This is a genomic window from Fenollaria sporofastidiosus (assembly GCF_943169635.2).
In the GTDB taxonomy this organism is placed as follows: domain Bacteria; phylum Bacillota; class Clostridia; order Tissierellales; family Peptoniphilaceae; genus Fenollaria; species Fenollaria sporofastidiosus.
Genome location: NZ_OW968186.1, coordinates 1,319,230 through 1,341,411 on the forward strand (window position 1 = coordinate 1,319,230; position 22,182 = coordinate 1,341,411).

Here is a 22,182-nt window from a genome sequence, read left to right on the forward strand (position 1 = left end):
AATATATGTGTTAAATAAATTTGATTGGGTATATATAGTGTGACAAGGGGGTTTGATAATATGAAATTATCAGAATTAATTAAAAGCGCTGACTGGAAGAGCGAAAAACACGTTCCAGTTATTCACGTAGCAAAAGAAGCAGACGCATTAAAGGTATGCGTAAGTGTTGGAGATGAAATAGCTCATCCTAATACACTTGAACATCACATAGCATGGATGAAGTTATTCTTCGTACCTGAAGGAAAGCAAGTTCCAGTTGAAGTAGCAAGTTATGTAGCATCAGCTCACGGTGAATTAGATCTATTTACTGAACCATCTATGGGCGTAAAGCTTAAAGCGAATGCAAAGGGTACTTTACTTGCACTAAGCTACTGCAACATCCATGGCTTATGGGAAAACACAGAAGTACTATAGTTTGAAAACGGCAAAGGTGGACTTTGGGTCCATCTTTTTTCATGCCTATAGATTGACAAAAGATTTATATTTATGTTATAATCAAGGCAATTTAAAGGAGTGATTTTATGAACGTTTTGACGTGTTAAAAGAAAGAGGTTACATCGACAATTGTAACTATGAAGATGACTTAAGAAAATTATTAGATAAAGAAAAATAACATTTTATACTGGATATGACGCAACTGCCAACTCATTAACAATTGGCCACTACATAACACTTATGGTTATGAAACACCTACAAGCTGCTGGACATAGAGCTATATGCTTAACTGGTGGTGCAACAACTATGATTGGAGACCCTTCAGGTAAACAAGATATGAGAAAACTTCTTACTGAGGAAACTATTAACGAAAATGCTAGAATCTTCGTTGATCAGTTATCAAGATTCATTGACTTTAAAGATGGCAAAGCAATACACGTAGACAATAAAGACTGGCTTCGTGACCTAAGATACCTAGACTTTATGAGAGATATAGGTGTTAACTTCAACGTATCTAAGATGCTTGCTTATGATTGCTACAAAAACAGAATTTCATCAGGTTTAACATTCTTTGAGATGGGCTACATGCTAATGCAAGCTTATGACTTCGTTGAGTTATATAGAAAATATGGCTGTATTCTACAAGTTGGTGGATCAGACCAATGGGCTAACATGCTTGAAGGAACTGAGCTTATAAACAAACTTGAAGGTAAGCAAGCCTACGTAATGACTCTAAAACTATTAACAAATGCTGATGGAGTTAAGATGGGTAAAACTGTTTCGGGCGCTGTTTGGCTTGATAGAAATAAAACTACTCCTTACGAATTATTCCAATACTTCAGAAATGTTGATGACAGAGATGTTATTAAGTTCTTAAAGCTTCTTACTATGCTTCCAATGGAAGAGATAAATGAATTAGCTAAGCTAAAAGACAACGAAATAAATAAAGCAAAAGAAATACTTGCATATGAAATTACAAAGGACGTTCACAGTAAAGAAGATGCAGACAAAGCTTTAGAAGCTAGCCGTGCTCTATTTAGTGGATCTGCTAATTCAGAAAACATTCCAAGCACTACTATGGATAAAAAGTTATTTGAAGATGGTATTGGTCTACTAAACTTATTAAAAAAGCTTAACCTTACTAAATCAAACTCAGAAGCAAGACAACTTATTAGTCAAGGAGGTATACTTCTAAATGGTGAAAAGAAAGTGATGCTGGTAAAGTTATTACACTAGATGACTTTAAAGATGGCGAGCTTTTAATTAAAAAGGTAAAAAGTATTTCATAAAGTTATTTATTAAATAATAAACATAAAAATAGGAGCTTCGGCTCCCTATTTTAATGTGTAAGCTAATTTTATTTATTAAGTTTTATTATTTTGCTCCTAAAGATTCCATAAGTTTACTATAAATTTCACTATCATGATATGTTCCTTCATATAATTCTGCTGTTGCGCCTAGTGCGTATATAGGCACTGGCACAGCTGTATGAGCAAATGTTGACCAGCCAATACCAGCTTTATTATCGATTATATGTGTTAGCGTTGCGCTAAATGGATTATATCCACCATATAATAAATTTGTTTCAATAGATTTAGTTCTTTTATCTTTGTCTTTCATTGATTCTGCAAAAGCTGTTTTCAATTTCGCAAGTTCATAATCATTTAGCACAAATAATTCATCTTCCTTATTAGTGTTCTTATCCTTAACTATTAGTCCAAATGATTCTTTAACTAAATTTAATGCATCCTCAAAGTTAAGATTTTATTATTTTCTTTAATTCTTCAAATTTCTTGTCAAATTCAACATAACTTAATTTTGTTTGTCAAATATTTCAAAATGAGTGTCATATCCTGTTCCTTGATAACCAAGGCTTAGTCCGCCTGTTTCATGATCGGCAGTAACTAGGATTAGTGTTTCATCTGGATGCTTTTTATAAAATGCAATAGCTTCTTGAACTGCATCGTCAAGTGCAAGTACTTCGTGTATTGATGAGAGTGCATCGTTTGCATGGCATGCCCAGTCAATTTTACCAGCTTCTGCCATGATAAAGAATCCCTTGTCATTGTCAAGCACTTCTATGGCTTTTCTAAGCGTATCTCTTAAAGTCATATCGCCTTTCTTTTGATCTAGTGTATACGGCATAGCACCATCATCTTGAATTCTTTCAGTAACTGCAAATACTTTCCCAGTATTTTTGTTAATCTTTTCAAAATCTTTCTTTGTTTCAGTTACTGTGTAGCCGCTTGCTTTTAAAATATCATAAAGATCTTTTTCTTTTTTCTTCTTGTCATCACCAGTTCTATGAGCTAGTGATCCTCCAGCAAAATAGTCAAATCCACTCGTCGCCATTTGCTTACCTATTTCATAATATTGTTTTCTAGAAGTAACATTAGCATAAAATGCTGCAGGAGTTGCGTGGTTTAGTGTTACAGTTGATATAATACCTATCTTTTTGCCCTGAGCCTTCATCTTTTCAGCAACAGTAGTAACATTCTTTTGAAGATCACTTGTCTTACCTATAACACCGGAATGAGTTTTATTACCTGAGCTTATAGCTGTGGCGGTTGAAGCTGAGTCTGGACAAAAGCTTGTAGAGTCTTCTGTATTAACAAGACCAACTGTTGGAAACTTATAAAACTCTAATGGTTTTATCTCTACTTTCTTTTTGTCTCCAGTGTAGATTTGTGCAGCATTTACTTGAGCAGCCCCATACCATCACCTATAAACAAAATACATACTTAGCTTTTTAGAATTTTACTTTCAGCAAAGCTTCTTTCACCTAGGAATGAGAAACTTGATACAAAGATAGCAAGCACTAAAATTAATACAAAGAATTTAAAATTTTTCATGGAATTCTCCCTTTCTTGTGCTTATTATAATTATTATATATTAAATATAAATATGTATTGTGTAAATTTTATGTAAAAACCTCTCTACTTAATTTAGTAAAGAGGTTTAATAATATTTGTTTAATAATTTTATTCAGTTAATTTTAAAACTCATCAATTTCTTTCTTTATAGTTTCTAGTGATGCGTCAAAGAATTCTTCTTTAGTAACATCTATGCCAACTGATTTACAGCAATCTTTAATACTCATCTTGCCTGTATTTCTTAGAAGTGTATCATATTTTCTATGAAGGCATCTCCTTCCTTCTTATATACTGTATAAGCCTCTTGCAAATAAAAGTCCAAAACAATATGGGAAGTTATAATAACCAAGTCCGCTACTGTAGTAGTGGGACTTGCATATCCACATGCCTTTGTTTAACTTTTCTGGATCTAGTCCATCTTTAAATGCTTCTTTTTGTGTATTCATCATAATCTCATCGAAATCATCTGCATCTAAAGCACCATCTTTTCTTCTTCTAAACACTTCATCTTCAAACAAGAATCTTGAATATATATCAACAACTGTTTGTGCTGCTCCTGATATAATATTTTCAAGTATAAATATCTTCTCATCATTGTTCTTTGCATCTTTAAGTGCAGCGTTATAAGTTATTGTCTCAGCAAATATCGATGCAGTCTCTGCTATTGGCATAGTATAGTCTTGATTGATTGGCGCTTCTTGGAATATAACTCTTCCGTGGTAAGCGTGACCTAGTTCATGTGCAAAGGTAATCATTGAATCAAATGTGCCACCAAAGTTAGCTAAAACTCTTGATTCTTTTATAGCTGAGCAGCTTGAGCAGAAAGCGCCGCCCACTTTACCTTCTCTAGGTTCTGTATCTAACCAATTATTTTCAAAGGCATGTTTAGCAAAGTCTCCTAACTTATCTGAGAATGAATAATATTGTTTGATAACGAAGTCTTTTGCTTCTTCGAATGTATAAGTGATACTGCCCTTACCTACTGGAGCAAATGTTTCATAGTAAGGAAGCTTATCATAGCCAAGTAATTTAGCTTTTCTTTTAAAGTACTTAACAAAATCTGGTAAATACTTTCTAACTGATGACCACATTGCATCAAGAATTTCTCTGTCAAATCTTGAATCTATAAGAGTTTTTGCTAATGGACTTTCATATCCTCTTAATTCACATTCATTTATTACTTCGCCCTTTATTGAGCTAAGTGACATTGCTATTGAGTCTCTAATTTTGTCATAGCACTCTTCTTCGGCTATAAAACTTCTTCTTCTAAGGTCTTTATCGTCTTCATATTGTAAGTTTCTAATTGCTGGTAAATTTATTTCCTTTACATCTCCATCAGAAAATTCTACTTTGCTTGTAACTTTACTAGTTAAATTAGAATGAAGTCTGTTCCACTCGTATGAACCTGTTTCTTTTATACGAGCAACAGCAATCTCTACATCATCACTAAGAGAGTGCTTTGCATTTTCACATCCCTCATTTAATATAAATCTATATTCTTTTAGAGTATCCTCTTCATCAATAATCTTGTTTATATCATCAATGCTCTTTAAAAATTTGTCAAAAATTACACTAAGCTCAATAAACTCTCTGCGAACAGTTATTAGTTTAGACTTTTCATTAAGTGCTTCTTTATTGTTAACGTTTTCGCTTAAATTTAACGATACATATCCAAATAATCTTGCTGCATAATTATCAATGATATTAGCTTTGTCTACATATTTAAGTAAAACTTTCTTTTTATCATCAAAATTATTACTTATAAAAGAATTTAGATCTTTAATTTCTTTTAAAATTTTCTCATAATCTTCTTTGTACTTAGGATCACTAAATGATTTGTAATATGCGGATAAATCCCACTTCATATTCTTCCTCCTCTTTCAAAAAAGAGGGTAGCAAACGCTACCTTCTCTTAATAATTTTTATTTCCAACATTAATTCTGTTGATTGCCTTCTTAAGTGCAAGCTCTGCCTTGAATGTATCTGTGTCTTTGTCCTCTAGTTTTCTGCTTGCTCTTTCCTTTGCTCTTTCAGCTCTGTTGATGTCTATCTCATCTTCCCACTCACAAGCGTCAGATACAACAGTTATATTGTTATTTCTCACGTCAATATAACCACCAGCACAAGCTGCAACTTTTCTTTCATCTCCATCTTTAATAACAAGTCTACCAATATCAAGTATTGTTACCAAGGGAGAGTGATTAAGAAGTATTCCTACGTCTCCTTCAATTGTTCTAGCGACAAGCATATCTATATCGCCTTCAAAAAACAATTTATCAGGTGTAACAACCTTAAGATATAATTTAGTCATTATTTTGCCTCATACTCTCAGCTTTTTTAACAGCATCATCAATTGTTCCAACAAACAAGAATGCTGATTCTGGTAAATCATCGTGCTTACCATCAAGTATTTCTTCAAAACCTCTAATAGTTTCAGCTATAGGAACATATTGACCCTCTATACCTGTGAATTGCTCTGCAACTGAGAACGGTTGTGACAAGAATCTTTGTATCCTTCTTGCTCTAGCAACAGTTAATTTATCATCTTCAGATAATTCATCCATACCAAGTATTGCGATGATATCTTGAAGTTCTTTGTATCTTTGTAGTATCTCTTGAACACGTCTAGCAACTTCATAGTGTTTTTCTCCAACTACTTGTGGGTCCAATATTCTTGATGTTGAATCTAGTGGATCTACAGCTGGATATATACCTAATTCTGAAATCGAACGTGAAAGCACTGTAGTCGCATCAAGGTGTGTGAATGTTGTCGCTGGTGCAGGGTCTGTTAAGTCGTCGGCAGGAACATAAACAGCTTGTACAGATGTGATTGATCCATTCTTTGTAGATGTGATTCTCTCTTGCAATTGACCCATCTCAGTAGCTAGTGTTGGTTGATAACCTACAGCCGATGGCATTCTTCCTAGTAGTGCTGATACTTCTGAACCTGCTTGAGTAAATCTAAAGATATTATCGATAAATAGCAACACGTCTTGATGTTTTTCATCTCTGAAGTACTCAGCCATAGTTAAGCCTGTTAAAGCAACTCTCATTCTTGCTCCTGGTGGTTCATTCATTTGACCGAATACTAGTGCAGTCTTATTAATTACTCCAGACTCTTTCATTTCGTAGTAAAGGTCATTACCTTCTCTAGTTCTTTCTCCAACTCCCGCAAAAACAGAAAGTCCACCATGCTCCTTAGCGATATTATTTATTAACTCTTGTATTAATACTGTCTTACCTACACCGGCACCACCAAATAGACCTATCTTACCACCTCTTGCATATGGAGCAATAAGGTCTATAACTTTTATACCAGTTTCAAAAACTTCTCTTGTTGTGACTTGTTCATCATAAGTAGGTGCTTGTCTGTGTATTGGGTCATATCTATCATATTTAGACTTAGGATCTTCGTCAATATTCTCACCTAAAACATTAAATAGTCTTCCTAATGTTTTATCTCCAACAGGCACCTTAATAGGACTTCCTGTATCTAAAGCCTCAGCACCTCTTACTAATCCGTCAGTTGATGACATTGAAATACATCTAACTATGTCATCGCCTATGTGTTGACTTACTTCAGCTATAAGAGGCTTTCCATTAAGATCAATTTTAATCGCGTTAAGAAGGTTAGGTAGAGAATTTTGTTTAAATCTTATATCAAGAACCGGTCCAATTATTTGTACAACTTTACCAATATTTTGATTTTCCATAATTTCACCCCTTCTAATTTAATGCATTTGCACCTGAGACAATCTCAGTAATTTCTTGTGTAATTTGAGCTTGTCTTGCTCTGTTAAATTTTAAAGACAAACTCTCAAGCATATCATTAGCATTATCAGTAGCATTCTTCATAGAGTTTCTTCTAGATGCTTGTTCTGAAGCTGCTGATTCAATCATAGCTCCAAATATAGTTATGGATATATAATCCTTTACTAATCTGTTTAAAACTTCTTCAGCAGATGGTTCATACTCAATAAGTCTGTTTTCCATATTGCCATTTTATCTATTGATTCGGCTGGTAACAGTTTAACCATACTAGGCACTAAGCTAAGTACAGTAGAAAATGAGTATAAACTAATAGTACTTCATCAATTTCTTTCTTTTATATAAATCATAACAGATGTTACCAATCTTTGCAGCATTGTTAAATGAAGGTTCTTCTGAAATATATGAAAATTCTTCCACTATGCCACTGTATCTTCTTTTGAAATACTCTCTTGCTTCAACCTCAACTAGTATAAACTTAGTTCCAATCTTATCTTCTACATATGACTCAGCCTTTCTTATAACATTGATGTTATAACCGCCAGCTAAGCCTCTGTCTGATGTTAAAACAATTATAAGTCTGTTCTTTACTTCTCTCTTCTCTAATAAATCATATCTAACACCCTTTGTATTAGCAAGTATCTCTAATACTTGATTCAACAGTGTTATAATATGGCCTTGTAAGCTCAAGTTTTGTCTAGATTTACGAAGTTTTGAAGTAGATACTAATTCCATGGCTCTAGTGATTTGCTTTATATTAGATACACTTTTAATTCTTCTTTTAATTTCTTTACTTTGTTCAGCCATAATAAACCTCTAGTTAAAAGTCTTTTAAATTCTTCTATCTTAAGTTTAAGCTCTTCTTTTATTTCGTCAGTTAATTCTTTCTTTTCAAGAATTTTCTTAGCAGTTTCGCTTGAAGTGTTTTCCATATATTCTAAGAAATCTTTTCAAATGCTTTAACTCTGTCAACAGGAATATCATCAAGATATCTGTTAGTAACAGCGAATAAAATCATAACCTCTTCTTCGACTTTTAAAGGTTTATATTGTGCTTGCTTTAGTATTTCCATAATCCTTTGACCATGATTTAGTTTATCTGCAGTATCTTTATCAAGCTCAGAACCAAATTGCGCAAATGCTAACAATTCTCTGTATTGAGCAAGTTCTAGTTTAATACCGCTTGAAACTTTCTTCATAGCCTTGATTTGTGCAGCTCCACCAACACGAGATACAGATAAACCTGCATTAACAGCTGGTCTTTGTCCTGAGAAGAATAATTGTCCTTCAAGGAATATTTGTCCATCAGTTATGGAAATAACGTTTGTTGGTATATAAGCTGAAATATCTCCAGCTTGTGTTTCTATGATAGGAAGAGCTGTTATAGATCCTCCACCTAACTTATCAGATAGTTTTGCTGATCTTTCAAGTAGTCTTGAGTGTAGATAGAAAACGTCACCTGGGTAAGCTTCACGTCCTGGTGGTCTTCTAAGCAATAGAGACATTGAACGATATGCAACTGCGTGCTTTGATAAGTCATCATATATGATAAGTACGTCTTTACCTGCATACATAAATTCTTCAGCCATAGCAGTTCCTGCATATGGAGCAATATATTGTAGTGGTGCTAATTCACTTGCTGATGAACTGACTACTATAGTGTAGTCCATCGCACCATGTTCTTCAAGCACATTTACTAATTGAGCTACAGTCGAGTTCTTTTGACCGATTGCGACGTATATACATATTACATCTTGATCTTTTTGATTTATTATTGTATCGATGGCGATAGCAGTCTTACCTGTTTGTCTGTCGCCTATAATTAACTCTCTTTGTCCCCTACCTATAGGGATGATGGAGTCAATAGTTTTGATACCAGTTTGTAACGGCTCAGATACTGATTTTCTATCAATAATGCCTGGAGCATTAGCTTCTATAGGTCTGAACTTATTGCTTTCAATCTTACCCTTGCCATCTATAGCTTGACCTAGTGAATTTACAACTCTACCAATAAGCGCTTCGCCTACTGGAACTTCCACGATTCTCCCAGTTCTTTTAACTGGATCTCCTTCTTTTAAGTTCTTATCACTACCTAAAAGCACGCAACCAATATTATCTTGCTCAAGGTTTAATGCCATAGCATAAACGCCGCCAGGTAGTTCTAGTAGTTCACCAGCCATAGCATTGTCAAGTCCGTAAACTCTGGCAATACCGTCACCAACTTCAATAATAGATCCAACTTCAACCGTATCTAATTTTTGTCATAATTTTGATTAAATTTTTATAACTGAGCTAATTTCTTCTGGTTTTAACCCCATTTAGATACTCACCTCACTATTATTTATTAATTCTTTTCTTAATTCATTCAATTGACCTTTTAATGTTGAATCGATAAGTTTATCACCGATTTTAACAATAGCCCCACCTAATAAAGTCTCATCTAAAATATTGCTTAATTTTACATGTGCTTTTAATGAAGCTGTCAATTTCTCTTCATATTTTTGATTTCTTCATCACTTAATTTGTTTTAGTAATAATCGTTCCATTTACAATATTATTATCAATATCATATAAATTATTAAATTCATCTATTACTGATGATATGATATCAAATCTTTTGGCATCAATTAAAACGAGCAAAAGTTCATTGTTAATTTTGATATATTCTTTTCATATATCTTTAATAATTTCCTTTTCTCATTTTTGATAGTAAAGGGTGATTAAATACTTCCATCAATCTAGGATTTGAATCAATAGTTTCTTTAATTAAATTTAGCTCCTCATAAACTAATTTAAGACAATCATCTTCTTTAGATGCTTCAAACATAGACTTTGCATATAAAGTAGTAGCTAATTCTTCCATTGTCCATTACCTACTTCTTCTATAGACTTTTCTATGATATCCTTGTCTTTCTTTGTGCTAATATTCTCACCAATTAGTTTTTCTGCAGCTAAAATAGCAATATTTACCATATCGCCTTTTAATTCATCCATTGCCATTGACTTTTTATTAGCAAGTTCTTTATCAGCTTTCTCCATAATTTTTCTAGACTCTTCTTTAGCATCACTAACAGACTTATTAACGATATCATCTGCTCTCTTCTTTGCTTGATCAACAATATCGTTTGCTTCCTTTTTCGCTTCTTTCAATTTAAGCTCATAGTCTCTTAATGCTACTTGAGACTTCAAATTATTTTTCTCGCTATCTTCAATGTTCTTCATTATATAATCTTGTCTTTTCTTTAGTAAATCTTTTATAGGATAGTATAAAAATTTACGCAAAATGAAATATAAAACGAGAGTGGCTGTAAGCTGAACAAGCATATTGACTAAATTAAAGTCAACGCTTACATTTAAGCCTTCCATAATAAACTATACTAAAGGCTTAACTAGGATAAGAATTAGGGCAATAACTAGTGAATAAATACCTGTTGTTTCGGCAACAGCTTGTCCTAAAATCATTGTTTGAATGATATCACCTTTAGCTTCTGGTTGTCTACCTACTGCTTCAGCACCCTTACTTGCTGCAATACCTTGACCGATACCAGGGCCTAAACCTGCTATCATTGCTATACCAGCTCCTAAAGCTGACATACCTAAAATAAAATCGTGACCTGAAATTCCTTGCATTTAAAATTTCTCCTTTCAAAATTAATTTTCTTCTTGTCCCATACCCATTGCAATGTAAATCATTGTTATCATTGCGAATATGAAAGTTTGCAACACACCTGAGAATACATCAAAGTAGATGTGAAACCATGGTGCTACTATTGGTGTAAGTAAATTACTTACAAAGCCTAGCGCAGCATATACAAGAGCCATAATTAACGAACCACTTACAATATTACCAAATAAACGGAATGAAAGCGATATTGGAAGCGCAATATCACCAATAATGTTTATCGGGAACAGTATAAAGATTGGCTCGAAATAACCTTTTATGGAATCTTTTAAGCCGTTAACTTTTATCTTGTTATAATGTATCAAAACAAAAGTTATTAGCGCTAATGTGAGTGTAACATTTAGATCTGATGTTGGAGGTTTAAATCCAAATAAACCCATCAGATTTGAAGTCAATAAAAACATCATCAAGCTAAGAATGTATGGTGAAAAGCCTTCTCTGTTCTTGCCCATAGTTTGTTCGATTAGTGAATCTATTGATGTTACAGCAAGCTCTAGAACGCTAACTAGTCCAGATGGTCTAGCTTTATAGTCGGTTTTCTTTATCTTTCCATAAGCGATAAAAATAAATACTAGTAAAGCCATGACAACTATAACAGAGTTGATAACGCTTGGTGTCAACGAATATACATTCTTACCTATCTGAAAGCTTATCGACAATTCCATCTTATTACCCCTTTTCTTTATTCAAATCTAGTGATTTGTGAAATTATTTACCAATCCTAAACACTTCAACTATAATTATCGAAAATTTAATCATGGTAAAGCCAATTGCAGTTGTATAAAATTAAAATTTGGATTTTATATGCTGCATATAATATTAAACCATATATGATGAGTCTTAAATAATAATTATTAGTAGTAAATCTCTTGCTTGATTGTGCATCCTTCTCTACAGCCTTCATAGCATTTCTATACATTAACCTAAAGAATAATATACTTATTAAGGTGCCTAAGTATAGCCCCAAAAGTAAATCCTTTCTTAAGCCATAAAGTATTAAAATTGCTAAGCTTAAAAGTAAAGCTAAGATTGCTGCTACTCTTATATACTTAAACGTAAAATCCTTATCATTTCTCATCATTATTTTCTCTTTATTATCTTTCTCTTTATTATCTTTCTTCTTAAAATAATACTTAACACTTCTATAGAAATTGTAAAAGCCTGCCGCTACACCTATTATAATAAAACAATAGAAAATACGCCATTCGTCCTAAATAATTTATCCAGTCCATAGCCGATAAGATACGAAATAACAATGCTCGATACTATATCTATGCCTATCTGACCAACTAAGGCTAGAGGCTTTTAATTTTCTATCATAATATCACCTTATTCATAAGCCTTCAGTGCTCCAACCATATCTGTTTTCTTTAACTTTTATGAACTATAAGCATAACCATAAATATAAATAAATAAGTTAGAACTGCTGAGACTATATAGTTATACCACTGAATATTTGATACAAGTTGAATATTGCTTGGTGTGATGTATTCAAGTATAAGATGCGTTAATCCAATACCTCCTGCATATCCAAGTAAAATTCTAATGTAGACAGAAGTATTGTCTCTGTAAATATAGCTTGTTAGCTCTCTTGGATAGAAACCTAAAACTCTTAAAGTTGCAACCTCTCTGATTCTTTCAGATATGTTAACATTGTTTAAATTATATAATACTACAAAAGCAAGTGTTGCTGATGGGTAAGTATAATAAGTAATATTACATAGTTAAGATTAGATAGCCAGTCATTTGCTACACTTATTGTTTTAGATACATCAAAACATACATAACGCTGTCAATTTTATTAAGATTTTAATAAAATTATCTTTAAGTTCTTTATTGTCTGAGTTAAGTTTGATTATGTCTGCATTATCTTCATATTTTTATTAAAAGCTTCTCATAATAATCTTTACTCATGTATGCATAATGTCCCAAATAGTTTTCATTACTGTTAACAACATGCATTGTGTAATATTTATTGTTTGAATCTCTAAGCTCTATGTCATCGCCTGGTTCTTTATGGATAGACTCTAATAACTTTTATTAATAATTATGCCTTCTTTAGGAATTTCTATCTTTTATTTTTTTTATTTAGTAAGTGTACATAATTATCAAATTTATCCTCATCATTTATAACCATAAGAACAACATTTTGATCCGGCATATCAACTGTGTCGGCAATAAGGCTTTCTGTTCTAATAGTCATTCTATCTTTAATATCTGTATTGTTGTCGATAAATTTAGTATATTCCTTAAGTTGATATTTAGAGAAGTCTTTATCATAATTAACTATAATGTCATAATTAAATATCCTGCCATATTGTCTATCTATAACTTGTGCAACGGCTCCTTGTATTGCAAAACCAAAGAACAATAAACTCATACAACCTGCAACACCTAAAAGTGTCATAAACATCCTTGATTTATACCTAAATGTATTTCTGAATGTTACCTTGTATAAAAGCTTAATTTCTTCCAGAAGAATGGAATTTTCTCTAAGAATATTTTAGATCCAGCTTTTGGAGCCTTTGGTCTCATTAATTGCTAGAATTTTGCTTTAAATACTTTGCTAAAACTAAACTTACTGGTACAACTATCGAAACATAGGATATAATCGCACTAATTAGTGGGAATCTTACATTAAAATAGTCAAGTGGTTTTTAAGAGTAAAAGATGCAGAGTATGTTCTAAATACCATCTTAGTTAAAATATTTTGTCCTAGTGCAACACCTATGATAACACCTATAGTTGTAGCTATAAATCCATAAAACAAATATTTTTGTATATCAAAGTTGTTGTAACCTAGTGCTTTAAATGTTCCAATTTGTGTTCTTCTTTCTTCCGCCATACGCATAAGTGCAGTTAAAGCAACGATTGATGCAATCAAGAAGAAAATGCTGGGAACACTAAAGCTAGTATATCCATTCTATGTCCAGAGTCGTAGAATAATTGTAAACCTTCAATATTTTCTCTGTCTATAATGTTATATGTTGGTCTCTTCATATTCTTAAGAACTCTTTTGCTTCATCTAAATCACTTTTTGCATCTTTTATCTTTTTATCGGCTTTTGTCTTTTCAGAATTATATTTTTAAGACCATCATCATACTCTTTTTGTCCATCAGAAATCTTTCTTTTTGCATCTTTTAATTCTCTTAGTCCCGAAGCTTTTTTGTCTTCAAACTCTTTTTGACCTTCATTGTATTTTTCAAGACCATCGTTATACTTATCATAGCCTTCATTTAATTTTATTAAGCCTTCGTCATACTTTGCTTTATTTTCTATATGTTATTTCAAGCTTATCAATGTTTTCTTTTAACTCATCTAATTGTGTTTTGCCTTTTCTAACTCTTCTTTGCCCTTCTTGAACTCTTGCAACTTATCTGCAGGTATACTTGATGCTGGCAAAGCAGACATAGCCTCTACGGCCTTATCCATCTCTTCTTTTTAGCAGTATACTCAGCCATAGAACTTTCATATGTCTCTTTAAGTTCATCTAGTTTAGATTTAAGTTCGTCTAATTTAGTTTTCCTTCATCTAAATCAGCCTTATTTTTATCTAGTGTTTCTTTACTATCATCTAAAGTTTTCTTATTATCTGCAAGTGTTTTTCAGCATCACTTATAGATTCATTATATTTTCTTTTACCATCATTATAAGACTTTCTTGCATCAGATAATTTAATATTTGCATCATCCAATTTATTTTAGCATCATTTAGTTTTCTTCTGCATCTAATATCTTTTCATCAGCTTCATCTATCTTTTCTTTTATATCTGATTTAATGCTTTCAAATTTTCTAATGATCTTTCATTAAAAGCTGTAATTAGTTTCTTTCTGCTAAGTCCAACAATATCCTTATATTCTTTATCTGTAGTTTTAAACCGTTAATACCGTCTATAAGTATTCTCGCTTTGCTCTCATCAGTATCATTAAAAGCGTCTTTGAGAACATAAGCAAAAAGTCATAATCTCCTAGGCCTTTCTTGCTAGTACCTTTCATAACTGTAGACATATTTTCTGCAGAAACGACCTTTCCTACTATAGTAAATTTATATTTTTAAAATCTTTTGCTTTCAAAATCGAATTTAGATTTTGCTCTCAAACTCTAATGTATCACCAATATTAAAAGAGCTTTTATAGGATATGCGTCAATGACTATCTCATTAATGTTTTCAGGCATCCTACCTTCAATAAGTTTAGGAGTTGATATTCTATCGGGTATTGACTCAATGCTTACTATCGCCTCATTTTTAGTCTCTACCATGTCTTCACTATATACATACTCTATGTCTTTTATATTTAATATAGAGTTAATAATATCTTTATCTTTATCCTCTAATGAAAATTGTGAATTCAAATATAAATCAGCTAAATTTGATTCGTCAATAAAGGTGTCAGCGGTTTTCTCATTAATGGACCTACTGACTTTAGGCCTGTATAAACAAATACACCAAGAGTAATCAATAAAACGATAGATATGAATCTACCTGGAGAATTTTAACTTCTCTAAAATATCTTTCCATAAAGCAGTTTTTCATAAAATCACTACCATTCTATTTCATCTATAGATTGAATATTTTCGTTAACGTACATATTTCTAACTCTGGAGTCATTAATTTCTATTACTCTGTTTGCTATTGGAGTAATTGCTTTATTATGTGTAATAATAACTACTGTGTTGCCGTCCTCCAAGCTTCTTCTTTGTAATAACTTTAATATTTTCTTACCTGTATGGTAGTCAAGTGCGCCTGTAGGTTCGTCACACAATAAAAGTTTTGGATTTTTAGCAATAGCTCTTGCTATGGCAACTCTTTGTTGCTCTCCGCCAGAAATTTGTGACGGGAAGTTATTGGCTCTATCTTCAAGTCCAACATCTTTCAAAACTTGCATTGGGTCAATTGCATCCTTTACTATTTGACTAGCAAGTTCAACGTTTTCAAGACATGTTAAGTTTTGAACTAGATTGTAGAATTGAAATACAAAGCCTATATCATATCTTCTGTAAGTGGTAAGTTCTTTTTCATTGTATTTTTGTATGTCTTTGCCATCAATTAGAATTTCTCCTTCATCAGCAGTATCCATACCTCCAATTATGTTTAATAGAGTTGACTTTCCTGCTCCTGACGGGCCAACTATAACAACTAATTCACCTTTATTAAATGAAAAATTAATATCATTGTTAGCAACAATAACGCTATCGCCCATCTTATACCTTTTATACATATGTTTTACATCTACAAACATTTTCTCACCACTACCTTAAACTAACTATTTAGAAAGTGCCTCGTCAATAGCTTTTGCCGCCTTCTTTCCAGCACCCATTGCTTCAATAACAGTTGCGCTTCCTGTTACTACGTCTCCACCTGCATATACATAATCACGTGAAGTCTTTTCTGCATCATTAACAATGATGCAGCCTTTTTCATTAAATTTAATGCCTGTACTTGTTTCTTTAATAAGTGGATTAGGTCTTGTGCCAAGTGCCATGATTACAACATCAGCATCTATTTCAAACTCTGAGCCATCAATCTTAATTGGTCTTTGTCTGCCTGATGCATCAGGTTCGCCTAATTCCATCTTTATGCATTTTACTTTGTTAACGTCACCATTTTCATCTGCTAGAATTTCAATAGGACTAGTTAAGAACATAAAGTTAATGCCTTCTTCTTTTGCATTTTCAATCTCTTCTCTACGTGCTGGCATATCTTTATCTTCTCTTCTATAAACAACTGTAACATTTGATCCAAAACGTCTTGCAGTTCTAGCTGCGTCCATCGCAACGTTTCCTGCTCCTACAACAACTGTATTTACACCTACTCTGATAGGTGTTGCAGTGTCTTCTAGATATGCTTTCATTAGATTTGTTCTTGTTAAATACTCATTTGCGGAGAAAACACCGTTATAGTTTTCGCCTGGAATATTCATAAATACTGGAAGCCCAGCACCTGTGCCTATAAAGATGGCATCATACTCATCCATAAGCTCATCTACAGTTACAGTTCTACCAAGTATTGTATTTAATTTGATGTTAACTCCTAAAGATTTAATGTTTTCAATCTCTTTCTTAACAACTCCGTCCTTAGGAAGTCTAAATTCTGGTATACCATAAGTTAAAACTCCACCAGCTTCATGAAGTGACTCTATTAATGTTACTTCATAACCCATTTTTGCTAAATCTGCTGAGCAAGTAATTCCAGAAGGTCCGCTTCCAACAACAGCTACTTTTTTACCATTGCTTTTAGCATCTTTCTTGATTCGAATACCGTTCTTTAGTGCATAATCACCAGCATATCTCTCTAATTTACCTATAGCGATAGATTCGCCTTTTTTACCAAGAATACATGTCATTTCACATTGATTTTCTTGAGGGCAAACTCTTCCGCATACAGCTGGAAGTGTAGTATATTTAAACAATTCCTCAGCGGCTTCACCAGGTTTATTCTCTGCAAGCTTATGTATAAATGAAGGTATGTCTATGTTCACTGGACACATCTTAACGCATTGTGGATTCTTACATTGAAGGCATCTTTTGGCCTCTATAACACACTCATCCTCTGTATAACCGTAACATACTTCTTCAAAATTCTTAATTCTTTTATCAGGATCTTGATATTTTACTTCAGTTCTTTTAAATCTATCCATTATCTTAATCCTCCTATCAAATTGCAGAAGTGCTTTCCTTCCTTCTCTACCTTGGAATATTGTCTTGATCTTCTTAAAACTTCGTCCCAATCAACTAAGTGTCCGTCAAACTCAGGTCCATCTACGCAAGCAAAAACAGTCTTTCCATCAACAGTCAATCTACAAGCTCCACACATACCGCTTCCATCTACCATGATTGTGTTCATTGAAACTATTGTTTTAATATTGTGCTCTTTTGTTTTTAAGCACGCAAATTTCATCATTATCATAGGTCCAACAACGATTGCATATGTATATTTCTTGCCTTTATTTGTAATTAGATCTTCTAAACAATTAGTAATAAGTCCGTTAAAACCGTATGAGCCGTCATCAGTTGCAACATAGACGTTCTTAGCAATCTTTTTCATCTCATCTTCTAGTATGATTAAATCCTTGCTTCTAGCTGCAATAATAACATCTACATCGACTCCGTTGTCATGCATCCACTTAACTTGTGGATAAACAGCTGCTGTTCCTAAGCCTCCAGCTAAAAATACTATAGATTCTTTCTTAAGTTCTTCAAGTGGAATGTTTATAAAATCACTAGGCTTTCCAAGTGGTCCACACACATCTTTTACTGTGTCACCTACATTAAGTTCTCCTAGCTTTTGAGTGGTAGCACCAATCTTTTGAACAGCTATCATAACAGTGCCGTCTTCTGGATTGCTATCACAAATAGTTAGAGGTAACCTTTCTGACTTTTCGTCGATAATAATAATTAAAATTGTCCAGGTAGAGCTTTTTGCAATATCTGGAGCTTTTATGTACATAAGAAATGTATTTAAAGCAATATCTTTTTCTCTGTAATTTCGTACACTTTAAAACCTCCTCGATAAAATTTAAGTACTCAAATATACATATATGATATCATAAAACAAGTAAATTTTCAATATTTTAAAATAAATAGGCTCACAAAATGAGCCCCTTTACTTATTATTTCACTTAATATTTTACTCTTTAAAATTTATTTTCTCAAAGTTTAAGAATAATATAAATATCAAAATTAATAATTCAATAGCAACTAAAATTTGTACAAATAGTTTGTTTTGTTCAAATGTGCCTCCAAACACTCTAAAGTACGATAAAAGGAGTGGTATAAATAAAATTATTGCTAATATAAGTTTGTTTTCCATCTGTCTTCTATAGTAGTATTCGTTGTCATCTACGCCTAATACTTCTTCTATGCTCTCGCCAACTTTTGGTTTTGCTAAAACATATATGTGAGTAGCAAAAAGACTAGCTTTATAAGATATATCTTTAGAATTACTATCAAATGTTGCTGCCATAAATGAGAATAACGATATTTGTGATGCGCTTATAGGATATTGAAAAATTTCAATATCATTCTTCCTCGCATATGCTAGAAATGATTTAACATCTTTTTCTGGGCCCTTGAAATAATAAACTTTGTATTCGTATTTAGACTCTGTTTCTTCAAATTCAAAAAATGAACCTCTTAAACTGCTTAATTTATAATTCTTTTCTCCTAAATCATTAAGCCACTTTTGCATTGAATATATGGGGTCTAAAAATTTTTTAAACTTTTTCATTAAATAACTCCATTTTGATTATTGTTGCTCATGGCCATCTCAAGTACTATAAACGCAAAGCCAAAAACAACTGCAGGTATTACCCATGCAAAGCCTTCTGATCCTAGTGGAATTCTATCTAAGAAACTTCTAATTTGTTCGAATTTTCCGATATTAGCAATAGTATCAAGTAAACTTGCCATAAATGCTCCAAGTGTTGCGCCTTTATATATAGCTTTATACTTAATGCGAGTATCAAATAAGTTCAATAATATTATGACAATTGCAACTGGATATAAAACAGAAAGTATTGGTCCTGAGAAAGTTATTATAGAATCTACGCCATTAGTTGATACTATAGCGCTAAATAAGCACGTGAAAATAACTATATGTTTGTATTTTAACTTACCATGAGTTAAGTCTGAGAAAAACTCTCCTGCTGTTGCCGTAAGACCTATAGATGTAGTAAGACACGCAAGAGCAACGGTTAAAGCTAAAGCGATTGTACCGTATTGACCCATAATCTTGTTTACCATAAATATCAAGTTAGCGACTCTGTTAGGATTATCAGCATCTATAGTAAGAAATTCGCTTCCAGTACCGCCTATGAATACAAGTCCGCCATAAACAAAAGCTAAGCAAAGTGCAGCAATAATCCCAGAGATAACTGTCATCTTGAACATATCATTTTGGCTTGTGTAGCCTCTTTTCTTAACGCTGCTAATAACTATTGTTGCCATAATTATTGATCCTATGGCATCCATTGTTTGGTAACCTTCCTTAAAACCTTTAACAAAGTTAAGAGTGCTACCAGTGTTTTAGGCACTCCAATAGGTTTTATAATTGATAATATAATTATTGTAAATAGAATAACTAAAAGTATTGGTGTTAATATTGAGCCTATCTTGTCTACTACTTTTGATTGGTTTAATGTAAAAATAATGTTAAACCAAAGAATACTATAGCTACTAAGATTGGGCTGACATTACCAAATAAAGGTTGTATTGCTATTTCATATGTAGTGGCGCATGTTCTAGGTATTGCAAGTAAGGGTCCTATACATATCATTATTAATGAGCCAAATAAAATTGAAAATGTTTTGTTTACCTTGCCTGCAACATCTTCTAGCTTTCCTCCAGCTTTAGCTGCAGCTACAACTCCAAGTATAGGCAGTCCTATACCGGTCATCATAAAGCCAATCATTGATAGGAACCACTTGTCACCAGATATAGCTCCAAGTGTTGGTGGGAAAATAAGGTTTCCTGCTCCTAAAAACATCGCAAATAATGCAAAGCCAACTACCAATGTGTCAATAATTTGTTTTCTTTTCACTTCAATCCCTCCAGTACCATAGTTATTATACTATATCTATTATTTAATGTAAATATATTTTAGCATTTTGTAACGTTCTAAAGTATTATTGTTAGTGCTGTTAGGTGTATATGAATAACAGTGCTAAAGCAAAAGGTATATGACATTATATAAGTCAGATTAATTATGTATGATAATATATAAAATCTTATCATACATACAAACATAAAAATAACTCACAGCCTAAGCCATGAGTTATTTTTATATTTATTTTGTCTACATCATTGGCATTCCACCAGGCATGCCTCCAGCCATTGGCGCATCTTCCTTAGGAATGTCTGCTACTGCTGCCTCAGTTGTTAATATCATTGATGCAACTGATGCTGCATTTTGAAGAGCTGATCTAGTTACCTTTGTTGGGTCAACTATGCCTGACTTAATCATGTCAACATATTTGTTATTAAGCGCGTCGAAACCGATACCATCTTTTTCGTTCATTACGTTTTCAACTACAACTGATCCTTCAAGACCTGCGTTTTCAGCAATTTGTCTTACTGGTTCTTCAAGAGCTCTTAGTATGATCTTAACACCAGTCTTTTCGTCGCCTTCAAAGTCATCAACTATAGCTTTCAAAGCTTTGATTGAATCAGCTAAAACTGTTCCACCGCCTGGTACTATACCTTCTTCAACAGCTGCTCTAGTTGCTGATAAAGCGTCTTCGATTCTAAGCTTTCTTTCTTTTAATTCTATTTCACTAGCTGCACCAACTTGAACAACTGCAACGCCACCAGTTAATTTAGCTAATCTTTCTTGCATCTTTTCTCTATCGAAATCAGAATCCGAAGCTTCGTATTGAGTCTTGATTTGTTTAACTCTAGATTCAATTTCTTCTTTATTTCCTGCTCCATTAACAATAACAGTTGTTTCTTTGTCAACTTTTACCTTTTGAGCAGTACCAAGTAGATCTATTGTAGCTTCTTTTAGGTCATAACCTAGTTCTTCAGAAATAACTTTTGCACCTGTTAAGATAGCAATATCTTGTAGCATTTCTTTTCTTCTGTCACCAAAACCTGGAGCTTTAACTGCAACACAGTTGAATGTTCCTCTAAGTTTGTTAACAACAAGTGTTGCCATTGCATCGCCTTCAATATCTTCAGCTATTATCAATAATGGTTTTGATTGTTTAACGATTTCTTCAAGTACAGGAAGTATTTCTTGAATGTTTGTAATCTTCTTATCAGTAATCAAGATATAAGGATTGTCAAGTTCTGCTACCATCTTATCAGTATCAGTTACCATGTAGCTTGAAACATATCCTCTGTCAAATTGCATACCTTCAACTACTTCTAATGTTGTACCCATTGACTTAGATTCTTCTACTGTTATAACTCCGTCATTACCAACTTTATCCATAGCATCAGCTATAAGTTTACCAATTTCTTTATCTCCAGCTGAGATTGAAGCAACTTGTGCTATAGCATCTGATGATTCAACTTTCTTTGAGTATGATTTAATAGTTTCAACAGTCTTTTCAACAGCTTTTCTAATACCATTTTGTAGTATCATTGGGTTAGCACCTGCAGCTATATTCTTAAGTCCTTCTCTGATTATAGCTTGAGCAAGTAATGTTGCTGTAGTAGTTCCGTCACCAGCTATATCGTTTGTCTTAGTAGCAACTTCTTTTAATAATTGTGCACCCATATTTTCAAATCTGTCTTCTAATTCGATTTCTTTTGCTATAGTAACACCATCATTAGTAATAAGTGGTGAACCAAATGTCTTATCAAGAACAACGTTTCTTCCCTTAGGTCCTAGTGTTACTTTTACAGTGTTTGCAAGTATATTAATACCTGCTTCCATTTTATGTCTTGCTTCTGCATTGAATTTAATATCTTTTGCCATAGTAATA

At 32.9% G+C, this 22,182-nt stretch carries 27 protein-coding genes and 2 pseudogenes; 2 read left to right on the forward strand and 27 right to left on the reverse strand.

Annotated elements, in window-relative coordinates; genetic code table 11:
* Positions 1 to 60 precede the first annotated feature (60 nt).
* Both KO172_RS06445 and tyrS read left to right on the forward strand, forming a co-directional pair.
* The gene (locus tag KO172_RS06445) at positions 61 to 414 is read left to right on the forward strand and encodes a class II SORL domain-containing protein (RefSeq protein WP_215492665.1); all 354 of its coding nucleotides are present in this window, start codon (positions 61 to 63) and stop codon (positions 412 to 414) included.
* Between the two features lie 240 nt (positions 415 to 654).
* A complete protein-coding gene (gene tyrS, locus KO172_RS06450) occupies positions 655 to 1,671 on the forward strand; it encodes a tyrosine--tRNA ligase (RefSeq protein ID WP_309557797.1) in 1,017 nt (338 codons plus the stop codon).
* A 138-nt stretch (positions 1,672 to 1,809) separates the two neighbouring features.
* Here tyrS and KO172_RS06455 read toward each other — a convergent pair whose 3' ends face one another.
* From KO172_RS06455 to groL, 27 genes and pseudogenes are all read right to left on the reverse strand, one after another.
* Entirely contained in the window at positions 1,810 to 2,106 is a 297-nt protein-coding gene (locus KO172_RS06455; protein WP_215492666.1) for a hypothetical protein, read from the reverse strand.
* A gap of 141 nt (positions 2,107 to 2,247) precedes the next feature.
* On the reverse strand, positions 2,248 to 3,120 hold the full coding sequence (locus KO172_RS06460) for an alkaline phosphatase (protein ID WP_215493468.1): 873 nt from the start codon (positions 3,118 to 3,120) through the stop codon (positions 2,248 to 2,250).
* 472 nt (positions 3,121 to 3,592) lie between these two features.
* Positions 3,593 to 5,173, reverse strand: coding sequence for a M3 family oligoendopeptidase (locus KO172_RS06465; RefSeq protein ID WP_215492667.1), 1,581 nt, complete (start codon positions 5,171 to 5,173; stop codon positions 3,593 to 3,595).
* Positions 5,174 to 5,220: 47 nt separating this feature from the next.
* Entirely contained in the window at positions 5,221 to 5,619 is a 399-nt protein-coding gene (locus tag KO172_RS06470) for a F0F1 ATP synthase subunit epsilon (RefSeq protein WP_215492668.1), read from the reverse strand.
* Positions 5,612 to 7,021 carry a F0F1 ATP synthase subunit beta gene (gene atpD / locus KO172_RS06475; protein WP_215492669.1) on the reverse strand — a complete coding sequence of 470 codons (1,410 nt, stop codon included), beginning with the start codon at positions 7,019 to 7,021 and terminating at the stop codon, positions 5,612 to 5,614. The genes KO172_RS06470 and atpD overlap by 8 nt, the downstream gene beginning before the upstream one ends.
* A gap of 13 nt (positions 7,022 to 7,034) precedes the next feature.
* A pseudogene (gene atpG / locus KO172_RS06480) lies at positions 7,035 to 7,883 on the reverse strand (ATP synthase F1 subunit gamma).
* A pseudogene (gene atpA / locus KO172_RS06485) lies at positions 7,829 to 9,393 on the reverse strand (F0F1 ATP synthase subunit alpha). The pseudogenes atpG and atpA overlap by 55 nt, the downstream one beginning before the upstream one ends.
* On the reverse strand, positions 9,394 to 9,561 hold the full coding sequence (locus tag KO172_RS06490; RefSeq protein ID WP_215492670.1) for a F0F1 ATP synthase subunit delta: 168 nt from the start codon (positions 9,559 to 9,561) through the stop codon (positions 9,394 to 9,396).
* Positions 9,562 to 9,592: 31 nt separating this feature from the next.
* Entirely contained in the window at positions 9,593 to 9,715 is a 123-nt protein-coding gene (locus tag KO172_RS08230) for a F0F1 ATP synthase subunit delta (RefSeq protein WP_215492671.1), read from the reverse strand.
* 40 nt (positions 9,716 to 9,755) lie between these two features.
* Complete coding sequence (locus KO172_RS06495) at positions 9,756 to 9,938, reverse strand: F0F1 ATP synthase subunit delta (RefSeq protein ID WP_215492672.1); 183 nt, start codon at positions 9,936 to 9,938, stop codon at positions 9,756 to 9,758.
* On the reverse strand, positions 9,926 to 10,441 hold the full coding sequence (gene atpF / locus KO172_RS06500; protein WP_215492673.1) for a F0F1 ATP synthase subunit B: 516 nt from the start codon (positions 10,439 to 10,441) through the stop codon (positions 9,926 to 9,928). Before atpF ends, KO172_RS06495 begins: the two co-directional genes overlap by 13 nt.
* A gap of 6 nt (positions 10,442 to 10,447) precedes the next feature.
* Positions 10,448 to 10,705, reverse strand: a complete 258-nt coding sequence (gene atpE / locus KO172_RS06505) for an ATP synthase F0 subunit C (RefSeq protein ID WP_019213523.1) — start codon at positions 10,703 to 10,705, stop codon at positions 10,448 to 10,450.
* A 21-nt stretch (positions 10,706 to 10,726) separates the two neighbouring features.
* A complete protein-coding gene (atpB, locus tag KO172_RS06510) occupies positions 10,727 to 11,422 on the reverse strand; it encodes a F0F1 ATP synthase subunit A (protein ID WP_215492674.1) in 696 nt (231 codons plus the stop codon).
* Positions 11,423 to 11,508: 86 nt separating this feature from the next.
* Entirely contained in the window at positions 11,509 to 11,838 is a 330-nt protein-coding gene (locus KO172_RS06515) for an ATP synthase subunit I (protein ID WP_215492675.1), read from the reverse strand.
* Between the two features lie 95 nt (positions 11,839 to 11,933).
* Positions 11,934 to 12,038 carry an AtpZ/AtpI family protein gene (locus tag KO172_RS08235; protein ID WP_215493470.1) on the reverse strand — a complete coding sequence of 35 codons (105 nt, stop codon included), beginning with the start codon at positions 12,036 to 12,038 and terminating at the stop codon, positions 11,934 to 11,936.
* An 89-nt stretch (positions 12,039 to 12,127) separates the two neighbouring features.
* The gene (locus KO172_RS08240) at positions 12,128 to 12,472 is read right to left on the reverse strand and encodes an FtsX-like permease family protein (protein WP_374047650.1); all 345 of its coding nucleotides are present in this window, start codon (positions 12,470 to 12,472) and stop codon (positions 12,128 to 12,130) included.
* Positions 12,473 to 12,825: 353 nt separating this feature from the next.
* The gene (locus KO172_RS06520) at positions 12,826 to 13,164 is read right to left on the reverse strand and encodes a hypothetical protein (protein ID WP_215492676.1); all 339 of its coding nucleotides are present in this window, start codon (positions 13,162 to 13,164) and stop codon (positions 12,826 to 12,828) included.
* Positions 13,165 to 13,389: 225 nt separating this feature from the next.
* Positions 13,390 to 13,641, reverse strand: coding sequence for an FtsX-like permease family protein (locus KO172_RS06525; RefSeq protein ID WP_215492677.1), 252 nt, complete (start codon positions 13,639 to 13,641; stop codon positions 13,390 to 13,392).
* A 1,216-nt stretch (positions 13,642 to 14,857) separates the two neighbouring features.
* A complete protein-coding gene (locus KO172_RS06530; RefSeq protein WP_215492678.1) occupies positions 14,858 to 15,109 on the reverse strand; it encodes a hypothetical protein in 252 nt (83 codons plus the stop codon).
* A gap of 188 nt (positions 15,110 to 15,297) precedes the next feature.
* On the reverse strand, positions 15,298 to 15,996 hold the full coding sequence (locus KO172_RS06535) for an ABC transporter ATP-binding protein (RefSeq protein WP_215492679.1): 699 nt from the start codon (positions 15,994 to 15,996) through the stop codon (positions 15,298 to 15,300).
* 24 nt (positions 15,997 to 16,020) lie between these two features.
* Positions 16,021 to 17,394: an NADPH-dependent glutamate synthase gene (gene gltA, locus KO172_RS06540; RefSeq protein WP_215492680.1), complete on the reverse strand. Its 1,374-nt coding sequence runs from the start codon at positions 17,392 to 17,394 to the stop codon at positions 16,021 to 16,023.
* On the reverse strand, positions 17,394 to 18,203 hold the full coding sequence (locus KO172_RS06545) for a sulfide/dihydroorotate dehydrogenase-like FAD/NAD-binding protein (RefSeq protein ID WP_215492681.1): 810 nt from the start codon (positions 18,201 to 18,203) through the stop codon (positions 17,394 to 17,396). The genes gltA and KO172_RS06545 overlap by 1 nt, the downstream gene beginning before the upstream one ends.
* Before the next feature lie 180 nt (positions 18,204 to 18,383).
* A complete protein-coding gene (locus KO172_RS06550) occupies positions 18,384 to 18,983 on the reverse strand; it encodes a DUF2812 domain-containing protein (RefSeq protein WP_215492682.1) in 600 nt (199 codons plus the stop codon).
* On the reverse strand, positions 18,983 to 19,702 hold the full coding sequence (locus KO172_RS06555; RefSeq protein WP_251320139.1) for a branched-chain amino acid transport system II carrier protein: 720 nt from the start codon (positions 19,700 to 19,702) through the stop codon (positions 18,983 to 18,985). The genes KO172_RS06550 and KO172_RS06555 overlap by 1 nt, the downstream gene beginning before the upstream one ends.
* 11 nt (positions 19,703 to 19,713) lie before the next feature.
* Positions 19,714 to 19,920, reverse strand: coding sequence for a branched-chain amino acid transport system II carrier protein (locus KO172_RS08245; protein WP_215493471.1), 207 nt, complete (start codon positions 19,918 to 19,920; stop codon positions 19,714 to 19,716).
* Positions 19,890 to 20,294, reverse strand: coding sequence for a branched-chain amino acid transport system II carrier protein (locus tag KO172_RS06560; RefSeq protein WP_215492684.1), 405 nt, complete (start codon positions 20,292 to 20,294; stop codon positions 19,890 to 19,892). Before KO172_RS06560 ends, KO172_RS08245 begins: the two co-directional genes overlap by 31 nt.
* Positions 20,295 to 20,549: 255 nt before the next feature.
* Positions 20,550 to 22,175, reverse strand: coding sequence for a chaperonin GroEL (groL, locus tag KO172_RS06565; protein ID WP_215492685.1), 1,626 nt, complete (start codon positions 22,173 to 22,175; stop codon positions 20,550 to 20,552).
* Positions 22,176 to 22,182: the final 7 nt, after the last annotated feature.

Bases quoted from the DNA above. Each gene is read 5' to 3' on its own strand.
- KO172_RS06445 (WP_215492665.1), top strand. From the start codon at position 61: ATGAAATTATCAGAATTAATTAAAAGCGCTGACTGGAAGAGCGAAAAA.
- KO172_RS06465 (WP_215492667.1), bottom strand. From the start codon at position 5,173: ATGAAGTGGGATTTATCCGCATATTACAAATCATTTAGTGATCCTAAG.
- KO172_RS06470 (WP_215492668.1), bottom strand. From the start codon at position 5,619: ATGACTAAATTATATCTTAAGGTTGTTACACCTGATAAATTGTTTTTT.
- atpD (WP_215492669.1), bottom strand. From the start codon at position 7,021: ATGGAAAATCAAAATATTGGTAAAGTTGTACAAATAATTGGACCGGTT.
- KO172_RS06495 (WP_215492672.1), bottom strand. From the start codon at position 9,938: ATGGAAGAATTAGCTACTACTTTATATGCAAAGTCTATGTTTGAAGCA.
- atpF (WP_215492673.1), bottom strand. From the start codon at position 10,441: ATGGAAGGCTTAAATGTAAGCGTTGACTTTAATTTAGTCAATATGCTT.
- atpE (WP_019213523.1), bottom strand. From the start codon at position 10,705: ATGCAAGGAATTTCAGGTCACGATTTTATTTTAGGTATGTCAGCTTTA.
- atpB (WP_215492674.1), bottom strand. From the start codon at position 11,422: ATGGAATTGTCGATAAGCTTTCAGATAGGTAAGAATGTATATTCGTTG.
- KO172_RS06515 (WP_215492675.1), bottom strand. From the start codon at position 11,838: ATGATGAGAAATGATAAGGATTTTACGTTTAAGTATATAAGAGTAGCA.
- KO172_RS06520 (WP_215492676.1), bottom strand. From the start codon at position 13,164: ATGACACTTTTAGGTGTTGCAGGTTGTATGAGTTTATTGTTCTTTGGT.
- KO172_RS06535 (WP_215492679.1), bottom strand. From the start codon at position 15,996: ATGTTTGTAGATGTAAAACATATGTATAAAAGGTATAAGATGGGCGAT.
- gltA (WP_215492680.1), bottom strand. From the start codon at position 17,394: ATGGATAGATTTAAAAGAACTGAAGTAAAATATCAAGATCCTGATAAA.
- KO172_RS06545 (WP_215492681.1), bottom strand. From the start codon at position 18,203: ATGTACATAAAAGCTCCAGATATTGCAAAAAGCTCTACCTGGACAATT.
- KO172_RS06550 (WP_215492682.1), bottom strand. From the start codon at position 18,983: ATGAAAAAGTTTAAAAAATTTTTAGACCCCATATATTCAATGCAAAAG.
- KO172_RS06555 (WP_251320139.1), bottom strand. From the start codon at position 19,702: ATGGCAACAATAGTTATTAGCAGCGTTAAGAAAAGAGGCTACACAAGC.
- groL (WP_215492685.1), bottom strand. From the start codon at position 22,175: ATGGCAAAAGATATTAAATTCAATGCAGAAGCAAGACATAAAATGGAA.